We start from the raw sequence: 12,968 nt of genomic DNA on the forward strand, positions 1-12,968 counted from the left end.
AGGCTGCCATGACCCGCATGTATCACCACCTTCCCGTTGACGCCTATATGTCTCAAGACTGGTTCGACCGCGAACAAAAGCTGATCTTCTCACGCAGCTGGCGCTATGCGGGACTGGCCGAGGATGTACCGAAGCCCGGCCATTTTATCTCGGTTCAGGCCGGGCTGAACAACATCTTTATCGTGATGGGACGCGATCACCGTCTGCGGGCGTTTCACAACATCTGCCGCCATCGCGGTACGCAATTGATCCGGGCGGTCGGGAAAACGCAAAAGGCGCTGACGTGTCCCTATCATGACTGGACATACGATCTGGAAGGCAACCTGATATCTGTTCCAGATGAGGCAAAGGAGTATCCCAATGGTATCGACAAATCCTGCCTGGGCCTGAAACCTGCGAGCGTCGACATCTGGCGCGGCATGCTGTTTGTTCATCCTGATCCAAACCCACCCAGCCTTGCCAAATGGTTCGGCGCTGTTGATCCGCTGCTGGGACCACACAAACCAGAAGAACTGGTGGAGTATCCCGAAGCCCGGCAGAGCTATAAAGTCAAGGCCAACTGGAAGATCGTGGTCGAGAATTACATCGACGTCTATCACCTGAGCCATCTGCATTCGAACACGTTGCATATGTATGATCATGCGCGGGCGGAATATGGGTGGAAGGGTCCACACTACCACTTTTGGGAACCACCTGCGGCGGATTATGCAAAAGATCTGAACAAGAACCTGCCGTCGCCACGGACGATCCCTGAGCCGCATGCTGGGGCCTGGGTGCCGATGCTGTTCCCCGGTATCGGCCTCGGCGCTGGTGAGGATAGTTGGAACATTTTCATAATCACACCCCTCGCACCAGGCCTGACACGGGTGGAGAACCGCACCAAATTGGCCAATGCCTCAGGTTGGGAGTTTCAGAAACAGCAATGGCGCAGTTGGAGCTTTTGGAAAGATTTCGGCGGCCTGAAATATCCAGACGGCGATGCAACCGGCGAAGATGATCCCATGGCGTCAGGTGATTTCACCGCCGAGGATATCTATGCCTGCGAGCAACAACAGAAATCCTTGACCAGCCCGTTTTTCGAGGTCGGCCCCGCCGCCAATGGAGAAAGTCCTGTGGTGAAGCACCAACAAGCCGTCCTTGAATTTCTTGAGGCACAAGAAACTGGGTCTTAGCCGCATGCTTTGGATAGACGCCAGATATTCCCACAATTGGGTGCACAAACAGCCTCAGTTCCCGCTCTGACTCTGGAAGAACAATGACACGTATTTTTGCAACACTGATCGGCATGACTCTGGCAGCCGGGCTGGTTTTGGCCAACCCCTCGGACGAGCCAATGGAGCTGGCGGTTCGTTATCTCGAAGCAACAGATGAGACAGCCATCGCCGCAACATGGAAGAACTGGCACCCGGAGGCGGTGCATACTGTCACAATCAAATACGGGTTGGGATTGCCGGATGAGCAGTTTTCCTATCCAGCGTCAGATTGGGAAACTCTTCCTGATTGGCGCCAAGATACCACATTGAAGGACGCGATGCAGGGATACACAGAAGCCACGCGCAGTGCGTCCAGACTTACCTCAGAGACTGACGAGGACGGCACACATGTTACCGCCGTCACCCGTGTCGGTTACATCTGGGGTGATACACCAGGAACCATGATCCAGACGGACAAGTTCTTTGTCGTCTCGCAAGCGGGTCGGTTGGTTATCCGCGCTCTCGACACCACGTTCGACTATCGTTGAGGACGCCATGAACCCTAACTTCTTCTCCCTGAAAGTTGCTGACATCCGGCCTGAAATCAAAGGCAAAGCGTCAAGCGTGATTTTCGATTTACCTGCCAACCTGACAGAGACCTTTCGTTGGCAGGCAGGGCAGCATGTCACTTTGCGCTTTCGCCTCAATGACAGCGAGCAGCGCCGCAGCTACACCATATCCAATCCACCCGGCGCGCCCTTGCGCATCACTGTAAAACGGGTGGCCAATGGGCTGGTCTCAAACCATATCGGTGACCATCTAAAGCCGGGTGATACGGTCGATGTCATGCCGCCATTCGGTCGTTTTTCACTGACGCCTGATCCACTGTACCGGCGCACCCACTACTTCTTTGGGGCAGGCAGTGGCATCACGCCGCTTTTTGCAATGATCAACGCTGTCCTTGAAGAAGAAACTCATTCAGTGGCCCATTTGATCTATGGCAACGCCGATGGCGACAGCATCCTCTTTGGCAAAGAACTGGACAAGTTAACAGCGGATCACGCCGACCGGTTTACCTTGCGCCATGTCCTGTCCGCTCCCTCGATGTGGAGTTGGAACAGCCCGTGGCGAAAGGGGCGCGTGGATGTAAGTATGATCAAGGATGCGATCAGCGAAACCCCACCCGTGGCGCAAGACGTCCAATACTGGGTTTGCGGTCCCGGCGCTATGAATGCAGATGTGAAGGATGCCTTGGTGGCGCTGGATGTACCGGCGGGCCGAATTCACATGGAGAGCTTTGGAGGGGTCGAGGTTGCGGCCTCCAGTGTTATTGGTATCGCCGCCAATGCAAAGGTTGAACTGGACAGGGCGATACACGATGTTCCGGTCGCTGAAAATCAAACCCTTCTCAATGCGGTATTGTCGGCGGGTCTCACCCCCCCTTTCAGCTGCCAATCTGGAGTATGCGGCGCATGTAAAGCGCGCCTGATCAAAGGTCAGGTTCACATGCAAGCCGGAATGGCGCTGGAGGACAGTGACGTCGCCCGAGGAGATATACTCTCCTGTCAGAGTGTCGCAGCCTCAGATGAACTGAGTATTAGCTTCGACAAATAAGAGGCGTGGTTCTGCTGTTAGGGCGGGGATCATGCGAACGAGTCTACGTTGCGTGCCCTTTTCGGGTGCCCGTTTCAGGGCATTGCAGCAATTGCGAATGGGTCAATGGCAGGGAACCTGACATCCGCTGCTCATGTTGAGGTACGAACAGGGCTGACAATGTGGCGCCGTTAGGGCTGACGCCCTGGATTTCATGTCTACGGGGTCGGGTTGGTCAGTGCGAGGCTCAGATACTCTGTGCGTGTGTCAATTTCGAGCTTAGAACAAGTTGTTGAAATTTATTTCAACTAGAGTAATATTTTTCACAACGGAACTCAGAGCCGATTCGTATGTCCTATTCAATCAACCATGATGAAGAACTAAGCCTTTCAACGCGCGCTGCTTGGCTCCACTATGGTGGGGGGCTGTCACAGACGGATGTGGCAAAACGATTGGGCGTTACCAAAATTAAGGCGCACCGCCTGATTGGACGTGCCAATCAGGAAGGCATCGTCAAAATCAGTTTTGATGGTGAAATCGCTGAATGCGCCGCGCTCGAAATGAAGCTCAGCGAGGTCTATGATCTCTCTTACTGTGAAGTTGTTCCTGATCTTGAAGAGGTAGGGCTTCCGGTTCGCGCACTTGGTTTGGCAGGCGGCCGCTTTCTTGGTCGCGAAATTACCAGCGGGACCAATGATGTGATCGGCGTTGGCAATGGCCGCACTCTTGCATCTTGTGTGCGTCACATGACCAGCCTCAATTCAAAAGGTATCAAATTTGTTTCGTTGATGGGTGGTTTGACGCGGAACTTCGCAGCAAATCCCCATGATGTGATGCACAAGCTGGCTGAGAAAACTGGAGCAGAAGCCTATTTTATGCCGGTCCCCTTCTTTGCAAATTCAGCAGAAGACCGTGATGTGATGTTGAAGCAGCGCGGCGTGCCCGAAGTTCGGCAAATGGCGGCGGCGTCACCCTTGAAGTTTGTGGGGATTGGCACGGCAGAGATGACGGCGCAAACCGTCACCGCCGGAATTGTCGTGGAAAGTGCCATGCAAGATGTTCGCAAGCGCGGAGGCGTGGGCGAACTGATAGGGCACTTTTTCGATGACGACGGCAAGCGTGTGCAGACCCAACTGGCAGACCGCACGTTGTCGGTCGGCATCGACGCTCTGGAAAACAGCAGAATTGTTGCCATTGGAGGGGGCGACGAGAAGATCCGAGCGATCGGATCGATACTGCGAAGCGGGCTGTTGAACGGCCTCATCACGGACGAGCGCACCGCAAAAGCGCTTATTACTTAGTTTATCCATGGGAGGATAAGAATGTACGAAAAGGAAAAGAGACTAGCCAAGTCGTATATCGACGGAAAAGTTAGCAGACGCTCCATGCTGCGCGGAATGGCAGCCATGGGCGTAACAGCTGCGACGGCCGGGGTACTGGTTAACGCCGCTGCCACTCAGGCCTTGGCCCAGAATGGATTTGACTGGAAGAAGCACTCGGGTACGACCGTGAAGCTTCTGTTGAACCAGCACCCCTATGCCGATGCAATGATAGCAAACATTGAGAACTTCAAAGAGCTCACAGGCATGGATGTCGAATATGACATTTTCCCAGAGGATGTCTATTTCGATAAGGTCACAGCGGCACTTTCCTCAGGGTCAAGTGAGTATGATGCGTTCATGACCGGTGCATACATGACATGGACCTATGGTCCTGCCGGGTGGATCGACGATCTGAACGAATACATCGGCGACGAAACCAAAACCAATCCTGACTACAATTGGGAAGATATGCTCGAAGGTGTGCGCGATTCGTGCGCGTGGAATGGTCAACCGGGCGGTGCCCTTGGGTCGGATGACGCCAAACAGTGGTGCATCCCATGGGGCTATGAGCAGAACAACCTGACCTATAACAGTCGGATGTTCAGCGAAGCCGGCCTGACGCTTCCAACCAATCTTGACGAGTTGGTCAGCACGGCGTCGGAAGCGAACGCTAAGCTGGATGGCGTTTACGGTATCGGTGTGCGGGGCTCACGGTCCTGGGCCACGATCCATCCCGGTTTCCTGTCAGCTTATGCCAACTTTGGCCAGAAGGACCTGAATGTTGGTGATGACGGCAAATTGTCAGCGGCCATGAACACCGATGTGTCGCGTGCCATGCACGAGAAATGGGTCAAGATGATCCAGGAAAGTGGCGCACCGGATTGGTCAACCCATACGTGGTATCAAGCTGGCACTGATCTTGGTGCGGGTAAATCCGCGATGATCTTTGACGCCGACATCCTGGGTTATTTCATGAATGGTGGCGACAACGCCGAAGCCGGCAACCTGTCCTTTGCACCCTTCGCAGCAAACCCGGACGCTGACGCGCCAACGCCGAATATCTGGATCTGGTCGCTGGCCATGGCAAATGCGTCCAAGCAGAAAGATGCGGCTTGGTACTTCATGCAATGGGCCTCGGGTCCTGAGCATGGTCTTTTTGGTGCCACTGAAATGGACTTCGTTAACCCTGTTCGCAAATCCGTTTGGGCAGATGCAGGTTTCCGGTCGCGTCTGGACGAAAGCTATTCGGGCTATGTCGACATGCATGACCTGTCTGCGCCTGGCGCGAAAATCCACTTCACAGCACAGCCGCTATTCTTCGATCTGACGACCGAATGGGCCGCGACGCTGCAGAAGATGGTCGCCAATGAGGTGCCTGTGGATGAGGGGCTGGATCAACTCGCGCAAAGCGTTGATCGACAGCTTAAGGAAGCAGGATTGGGTTAACTCCCAAACCCAACTGCGCCCGCCGCCTGTTTTCCAAATGGGCGGCGGGACGCCCAGACGACCCTGAAACCCCAGAAGATGTACCGGCTCTCAGAGCGGGCATGAGAAAGATGTGCCATGGCAACCGCAACCGCTGGCGACCCACCAAAGCGCAAGTTCAAGATTAACAAAAGGTACCTTCCTTACCTTTTGAGCCTGCCTGCTCTGCTGACCTGCATCGGCATTCTGATCCCGTTCTTCACCGCCGTTGCCTATTCCTTGCAACGTTACCGTCTGTCCCAACCTTGGGCGCGGGAATACAATTGGGGCGAGAATTACCTCAACTTCATGACGGACCCATCCTTCTGGAACACGCTCAAGGTCTCTATGACCTATGCGTTTGTGACCGTCGGGGTGGAGTTGTTGCTGGGTCTCGGCATCGCACTTTTGCTGCAAAAGCGCACCCGGTTTAACAACTTTGTCTCCATCATGTTGCTGATGCCGCTGATGACCGCGCCTGCCTTGGCGTCGCTGATGTGGAAACTCATGACCAATCCCGGCTTTGGCGTGCTCAGCTATTTCGCTGAACTCATTGGGATTGAAGACATGCGGTGGGCGTCTGACCCATCCACGGCCATGCTGACTGTCGTGATTGTCGATGTCTGGGTCTACACGCCGTTCATTATGATATTGTTGTTGGCAGGCCTCCGATCGCTTCCTCGACAACCTTTTGAGGCCGCCGAACTTGACGGTGTGCCCCGCCTGTTTGTGTTCTGGAAGATCACCTTGCCGATGCTGACACCTTTTCTTCTGACCGCAACATTGTTCCGTGTTATCGAGTCAATCCAGCAATTCGACATCATCTACGCCATGACCCAAGGTGGCCCTGGCGACACGCTGACGGTCTTTCAGGTCGAGGCTTATCTGAACTTCTTCCAATCGACCAATGTCGGACGATCCGCCGCCCTTTTGATGATCCTTTGGGCCATCACCTACTTCCTGTCGAACATCTTCATCAAGAACTGGCTGCGCCTGCGCGAAAAAGCGCGCGGCGACGCATAGAGGGCCCTGCAGATGCAAACCACGAGCACCTTTGAGAGCGTCCTGCGCGGCATGGCGATCACCGTGATCATCCTGTTCTTCATGTTTCCGATCTTCTGGATCTTCCTGATGTCATTCCAGACGAACGAGACGATCTTGCGCGTTCCCCCGTCGCCGTTTTTTGAGCCGACACTGACCAACTACCGCTCGCTGATCTCGGGGCGATTGGAAGGCAGCACTGCGACGCTTGAGATCGCGTTCATGTCCAACCTCTACAACTCGCTGTTTCTGTCGGTCACGTCTGTAACGGTCGGCCTGCTTCTCGGCGTCCCCGCCGCTTACGCTTTCGCGCGACTGAAGTTCCGAGGCTCGGAAGATATCGCGTTTACACTTCTGTCCTTCCGGTTCGCACCGCCCCTTTTGGTGCTATTGCCGCTGACCATCTATTTCCAGCAGATCGGACTGGCCGACACCTATGGTGGCCTCATCTGGGTTTACCAATTGATAGTTCTGCCCCTGATCCTCTGGATCGTACGTGGCTATTTCGAAGATATCCCGGCTGATATCGAATACGCTTACCGCATTGCGGGTCACGGCTTCTGGGCTACGTTCCGGAAAATAGCACTGCCTCTGGCGGGTCCCGGTATCGCAGCTGCAGGCTTGCTTGCGTTCATCTTCGCTTGGAACAACTTCATCTTTGCGCTCGTCCTCGCCTCGGCCGACAAGCAGCCCGTCACCGTGGGGGCGCTGGCGTTCATCACCGCATCCGGCATCAATTACGGGCAAATCGCAGCCGGGATCATGCTATCCATCGCGCCGACATTCGCACTCGCGCTTTATGCCCAACGCTACCTTGTCGAAGGTCTGTCGCTTGGGGCGGTGAAGGGGTAAATCATGTCACTCGAACTCACAGACCTCAGCAAAAGCTTCAAGGACGATACCGTTCTCGATGGTGTGTCCCTGCATGTGCCCGAAGGCAAAACGCTGGTCCTGTTCGGCCCGTCAGGCGCTGGCAAAACCGTGCTTTTGCGCCTGATTGCCGGGGTCATTGAACCAGACACAGGCCAGATCAAAATCTCTGGCATGGACGTTGATGGTGTAGCGCCTGAGGACCGCAACATTGGGATGGCCTTCCAGAACTTTGCGCTTTTCCCGCATATGGACGCCCACGCCAATATTGCCAGCCCGCTGACCGCGCAGAAGCAGGACAAGTCCGCGATCCAAGCCGGCGTGCAAGCGCTGGCAAAGTTGCTGAAGATCGACCACGTGCTGGGCCACAAACCGAAGGAGCTCTCCAACGGTCAAAAACAACGCACTGCTTTGGCGCGGGCCTTGGCGGGCAAACCAAAAATCCTGCTGCTCGATGATCCTTTGCGCAATGTCGATGCCAAACTACGGTTTGAAATGCGGCTTGAACTGCCCCGCTTGCTGTCGGACCAAAATGCGACCGTTGTCTATGTGACTCAGGACTACAAAGAAGCGATGGCATTCGGCGACGAGATTGCCGTGATCAATGGCGGTGTTGTTCAGCAGATAGGCACGCCCGAGCAGATTTATCTGACCCCCGCCAATGTTGAAATTGCGCGGCTGTTTGGCGATCCGGTGATCAATTTCCTTGATGTAACGCCGCAGAAAGACGCAACTGGCGTCTTTGCGCTGATCTCTGACAAACGTGTCGACCTGGACGCGGGCTACAGCCATGTCGTTGGACAAGATTGTAGTCTTGGAATTCGGCCAGAATCCGTTCTGTTCGTCCCCGAAGATCATCCAGGCGCGGTGCCCGTGACGGTCGAGGCGGAAACGCCCCTGAACGAGAAAACCGTCAACCTGTGCCTGACCGCGCGCGGCCGCGAAATCATGGCGTCCCGGCCCTCGGGTACGGACGGCCCCGCCATAGGCGCGGCGTTTGTGACGATTGAGGCTGCCAATGCACTGTTATTCGACAAGCTGACTGGCGCGCTGATCGAACCGACGGACATTGCAGTTAAAGGAAAAGTCGCATGAGTGATGTGATGTTGAACCTTGATGCGGTCGACAAGTTTTATGGCCCCATAGACAAAGGCGTGCATGCCGTGCGCAACCTCTCAATGACGGTCACGCGGGGCGAAATCATCGCGCTTCTTGGGTCGTCTGGATGCGGCAAAACCTCGACCCTGCGCATGGTCGCGGGGTTCGAAGCCGTCAGCCGTGGCAGGATCAGTATTGGCGGGCGCGAAATTCACACTCTGCCGCCTGTGCAACGCAATGTGGCCATGGCGTTTGAAGGATACTCCCTCTACCCGACCGTCACGGTCCGCGACAATATCGCGTTTGCTTTGAAACGCGGCAACTTCTCGGCCGTGGATGTTGCTGCCAAAGTGGATGAAGTCGCTGAAATGCTGGAAATTTCTGCGATTTTGGACAAGTATCCCTCTTCGATCTCTGGCGGTCAGCAACAACGCGCCTCTCTTGCCCGCGCGCTGATCCGAGACGCCGATCTGTACCTTCTGGATGAACCCATGGGCCAGTTGGAACCACAGCTGCGGACCCTGCTGCGTGGCCGGATCAAAGCCTATATCAAAGAACGCGGTCTCACGGCGATACTGGTGACACATGATCAAACCGAGGCAAACGCGCTTGCCGATCGGATTGCCGTCATGGAGGACGGCGAGCTTCAGCAATTTGCCAGCCCCGAGGATATCAAGAAATCACCCGCCAATTTGTTTACGGGCACATTCGTGGGGGAGCCCCCGATGAATGTTTTTCCTGCACGTACAAGCATTTCGGAAACGACTGTGTCCTTGCGTCTGGATGGGGATGTCGAACTCAGCTACCCGGTTGACGCATTCTCGGCTGAACTGCGCACGCGTTTGACTGAGATGGGCGAGGTCGTTCTTGGCGTGCGTCCCTACGCAGTGCAGCGGCGCGAGACCGGCTCACCCGCAACGGTTGTGGCTAATCAATGGCTGGGTGACCAAAGCCATATTGCAGCGAATTTTGCCGCTGGATCGCTGGTGCTGGTCGAACATGACCGCACACAGTTGGTCGAAGATCAGCAAATCGCCGTTCATCTGGAACCGTCCGACCTTCATATCTTCAATCCGAAAACTGGCATGGCAATCAGCCATGGGGCGCGGTTGGTTGGATGAGCAAGGATCTGATCATAGGCGTTGACGCGGGCACATCCGTTGTTAAATCCATTGTTTTTGATCTGACGGGACGTCAGATCGCGTCGGCCTCCGTCAAGAACCGCTATTTTACCGCTGAAGGTGGCGCTGCCACACAGCCACTGGATCAAACCTGGGACGATTGCGCCACAACGCTGCGCCAGTTGAGCCAACATGTCCCAGACATTGCCACACGTGTTGTCGCCGTTGCCGTGACGGGTCAGGGGGATGGCACATGGCTGGTCGATGACGCTGGTGCTCCGGTTGGGGATGCCTGGCTTTGGCTGGACGCACGAGCCGGCCAGATCGCGGAGCGGCTGCGTCAACGCCCCGAGGATGCAGCACGATTCCTGCGCACTGGAACTGGGCTGAATGCCTGCCAACAGGGCGCGCAATTGCTGCATATGATGGAGCATCAGCCTGACAGGCTGGAACGCGCAGCGACCGCATTTCACTGTAAAGACTGGCTCTACTTCAACCTCACCGGCGTACGGGCAACCGACCCATCCGAGGCGTGCTTCACCTTTGGCGATTATCGAACGCGCGCCTATTGTGATGATGTAATCGGTTTTTACGGGTTAGGGGCGAGTAACGCTTTGATCCCCCCGATTTGCGACGGGGCAACCACCCATCACCGTTTATCCAGATCCGCGGCCGAGCAGACAGGCCTGCTGGCAGGCACGCCTATCGTGTTGGGCTATGTCGATGTGATCTGCAGCGCCTTGGGGGCAGGGGCTTACGCGCAGGACCGTGCGCTTGGTTGCACCATTGTCGGCACTACGGGGATGCACATCCGAACAAAACAAGCCGCTGACATTAGCCTGAACACCGCGTTGAAATCCGGCTATGTCATGTTGATGCCTATCGAGGGCATCGCGGCCCAGATGCAAACCAATATGGCCAGTACGTTGAACCTCGATTGGGTCTTAGGTCTAGCTAAACAGGTGGCTGAAAGCCTGGGGGATGCTGTCGACAAGGATCGCCTGCTCGGTCTGATTGATGGTTGGCTAGAGACAACGCATCCCGCCTCTCTGCTATATCACCCTTATATCTCTGATGCGGGCGAGCGGGGCCCGTTCATCGACCACACGGCTCGGTCCAGCTTTATTGGCCTGAACGCAAACCACGGCTTTGGTGATCTGGTGCGCGGCACGATCGAAGGATTGGGCTTTGCTGCGCGGGATTGCTACGCTGCCATTGGGGATATGCCCGACGAAATCCGGCTGACAGGTGGCGCCGCACGATCCACCGGATTGCGCAATATCCTTTCGGCGACATTGGGTGCGCCTGTGCGCCAGTCCATGCGCGAAGAAGCTGGTGCTGCGGGTGCAGCCATGATCGCAGCCGTCTCTGTGGGCATCTATGATACGATGCAAGACTGTCTCAATGAATGGGTCTCCCCCCTTCTGGGGGAGCGCGATGACCCCGACCCGAAACTTGTCGAGACCTATTCCCACCACTTCCCTCACTACGTCGCGGCGCGCGAAGCGCTTCAGCCGATATGGCACCGGCTTGCAGATCAAAAGGACACCTGAAAATGGCACGCAAAATTGCGATCATTGGCGACTATTTCATCCTGCCCGAAGTTTTTGAGCAGGAGGTCCGCAAAGCTTGTACCGGTCACGATTTGACCGTCCGTCTGAAACAGGAGGATTGGCCCAACAGTCCGGCTGTCCACGGCTATGCCGGCGATGAGGAAGTCCCAGTCAAGGAATTTGTCGGCGATTTCGATGAGGTCGCGGAGTTTGTCGGAGATGCGGAAATCCTGGTGATGCACATGTCCCCCGTGACTGACGGAATGCTGGATGCCTTGCCGAACTTGAAATTCATCGCCTGCTCGCGCGGCGGTCCGGTCAATATTGATATTGCGGCCGCCAACAAGCGCGGTGTTCAAGTCGTCCGTGCGCCTGGCCGCAATGCCTCAGCGGTGGCAGAGTTCACCATCGGTGCAATGCTCGCTGAAACCCGCAAGATCCGCGTGGGTCACGAAACGCTGCGCAAAGGTATTTGGCGGGGGGATCTGTACCGTGCTGACACGACCGGACGCGAGTTGAACGAGATGACTGTGGGAGTGATCGGATACGGCAAGATCGGCACCCGTCTGGTCAAGATTTTGCAAGCCTTTGGCTGCCGCATTCTGGTCAGTGATCCTTATGTCCAGCTTGATCCCGCAGATACCGCCGCCGGAGTCGAACAGGTCTCGCTCGACACGCTTTTGGGCGAAAGCGACGTGGTCTCATTGCACCCGCGCGTGACGGAGGAGACCACCCAAATGATCAACAAAGACACGTTGTCGAAGATGAAAAATGACGCCTTGTTGATCAACACGGCGCGGGGGCCATTGTGCAATTACGATGATCTTCATAAAGCTTTGGTGGACGGAACCATCGGCTCGGCCATGCTCGAGACGTTCTCTGTCGAACCCACGCCCCCCGATTGGCCATTGCTACAACTCGAGAACGTGACACTGACCCCCCATATCGCGGGCGCTTCTGTGCGGACCGCCCAATACGCCGCCCAAGTTCTTGCCGAGGATGTAAAAAACTACATCACGGGAAATCCTCTGAACAACCTTTGTGGAGCCTAACAAATGAATGAAACCGAAATCCGGGCCGAAGTCGTTGCCGCCTATCAGGAGCTGAGCCGGGAAGGGATGAACAAAGGCGCATCAGGCAATGTCTCGGCCCGTTGTGGCGATCACATGTTGATCACGCCGTCTGGCATTCCCAGTGCGCAAATGTCGCCCGATCAAGTTGCAAAAATTGCCATCGACGACGAGACAGGCGCCTGGGACGGGCCGTGCAAGCCCTCGACTGAATGGCGCTTTCACCGTGGCATCCTCGCCTCGCGCCAGGATGCAGGCGCGGTCGTGCACACCCACGCACCCTTCGCCACCATCTTATCGGTCCTGCGCAAGCCTATTCCGGCGATCCACTACATGATGGCGGCCTTCGGCACGACCGAAATCAAATGCTCTGGCTACACAACATTTGGTACAGACGATCTGTCGAAGATGGTGCTGGATGCAATGGATGGCAGCGCTGGTTGCCTGATGGCGAACCACGGCATGGTCGTCACCGGCCCGAACATGACGCGCGCGATGTGGTTGGCAGGCGAATTGGAACTGTTGGCCAGCCAATATTATCACAGCCTACTTTTGGGCAAGCCGCATATCCTTAGCGCAGCCGACATTGAGAAAACCGCTGAGTCATTCTCCAGCTATGGGCCACAGGCCGCAGAGGAGTAGC

The 12,968-nt window shown here is 55.9% G+C and carries 12 protein-coding genes; all 12 read left to right on the forward strand.

The annotated features are described in order from the left end of the window. Positions 1–8: 8 nt before the first annotated feature. Positions 9–1,172 carry an aromatic ring-hydroxylating dioxygenase subunit alpha gene (locus tag D9K61_RS04100; RefSeq protein WP_216825744.1) on the forward strand — a complete coding sequence of 388 codons (1,164 nt, stop codon included), beginning with the start codon at positions 9–11 and terminating at the stop codon, positions 1,170–1,172. A gap of 83 nt (positions 1,173–1,255) precedes the next feature. Next, positions 1,256–1,741: a hypothetical protein gene (locus D9K61_RS04105; RefSeq protein ID WP_120631971.1), complete on the forward strand. Its 486-nt coding sequence runs from the start codon at positions 1,256–1,258 to the stop codon at positions 1,739–1,741. A 7-nt stretch (positions 1,742–1,748) separates the two neighbouring features. After that, positions 1,749–2,807: a ferredoxin--NADP reductase gene (locus D9K61_RS04110; protein WP_120631972.1), complete on the forward strand. Its 1,059-nt coding sequence runs from the start codon at positions 1,749–1,751 to the stop codon at positions 2,805–2,807. A 329-nt stretch (positions 2,808–3,136) separates the two neighbouring features. After that, positions 3,137–4,087 (forward strand): sugar-binding transcriptional regulator, encoded by a 951-nt coding sequence (locus tag D9K61_RS04115; RefSeq protein WP_120631973.1) that lies wholly within the window; start codon positions 3,137–3,139, stop codon positions 4,085–4,087. Positions 4,088–4,108: 21 nt separating this feature from the next. Next, positions 4,109–5,554 (forward strand): ABC transporter substrate-binding protein, encoded by a 1,446-nt coding sequence (locus D9K61_RS04120; RefSeq protein WP_120631974.1) that lies wholly within the window; start codon positions 4,109–4,111, stop codon positions 5,552–5,554. A 117-nt stretch (positions 5,555–5,671) separates the two neighbouring features. Beyond that, positions 5,672–6,595 carry a carbohydrate ABC transporter permease gene (locus tag D9K61_RS04125; protein WP_120631975.1) on the forward strand — a complete coding sequence of 308 codons (924 nt, stop codon included), beginning with the start codon at positions 5,672–5,674 and terminating at the stop codon, positions 6,593–6,595. A gap of 12 nt (positions 6,596–6,607) precedes the next feature. Beyond that, positions 6,608–7,465, forward strand: a complete 858-nt coding sequence (locus D9K61_RS04130; protein WP_120631976.1) for a carbohydrate ABC transporter permease — start codon at positions 6,608–6,610, stop codon at positions 7,463–7,465. 3 nt (positions 7,466–7,468) lie between these two features. After that, positions 7,469–8,578, forward strand: a complete 1,110-nt coding sequence (locus tag D9K61_RS04135) for an ABC transporter ATP-binding protein (protein ID WP_162946736.1) — start codon at positions 7,469–7,471, stop codon at positions 8,576–8,578. After that, on the forward strand, positions 8,575–9,702 hold the full coding sequence (locus tag D9K61_RS04140) for an ABC transporter ATP-binding protein (RefSeq protein WP_120631978.1): 1,128 nt from the start codon (positions 8,575–8,577) through the stop codon (positions 9,700–9,702). Before D9K61_RS04135 ends, D9K61_RS04140 begins: the two co-directional genes overlap by 4 nt. After that, positions 9,699–11,255: an FGGY-family carbohydrate kinase gene (locus D9K61_RS04145; RefSeq protein WP_120631979.1), complete on the forward strand. Its 1,557-nt coding sequence runs from the start codon at positions 9,699–9,701 to the stop codon at positions 11,253–11,255. Before D9K61_RS04140 ends, D9K61_RS04145 begins: the two co-directional genes overlap by 4 nt. Positions 11,256–11,257: 2 nt before the next feature. Then, the gene (locus tag D9K61_RS04150) at positions 11,258–12,307 is read left to right on the forward strand and encodes a 2-hydroxyacid dehydrogenase (protein ID WP_120631980.1); all 1,050 of its coding nucleotides are present in this window, start codon (positions 11,258–11,260) and stop codon (positions 12,305–12,307) included. Between the two features lie 3 nt (positions 12,308–12,310). Further along, on the forward strand, positions 12,311–12,967 hold the full coding sequence (locus D9K61_RS04155; protein WP_120631981.1) for a class II aldolase/adducin family protein: 657 nt from the start codon (positions 12,311–12,313) through the stop codon (positions 12,965–12,967). Position 12,968 lies beyond the last annotated feature (1 nt).

The organism is Ruegeria sp. EL01 (genome assembly GCF_900313035.1).
Lineage (GTDB): Bacteria > Pseudomonadota > Alphaproteobacteria > Rhodobacterales > Rhodobacteraceae > Ruegeria.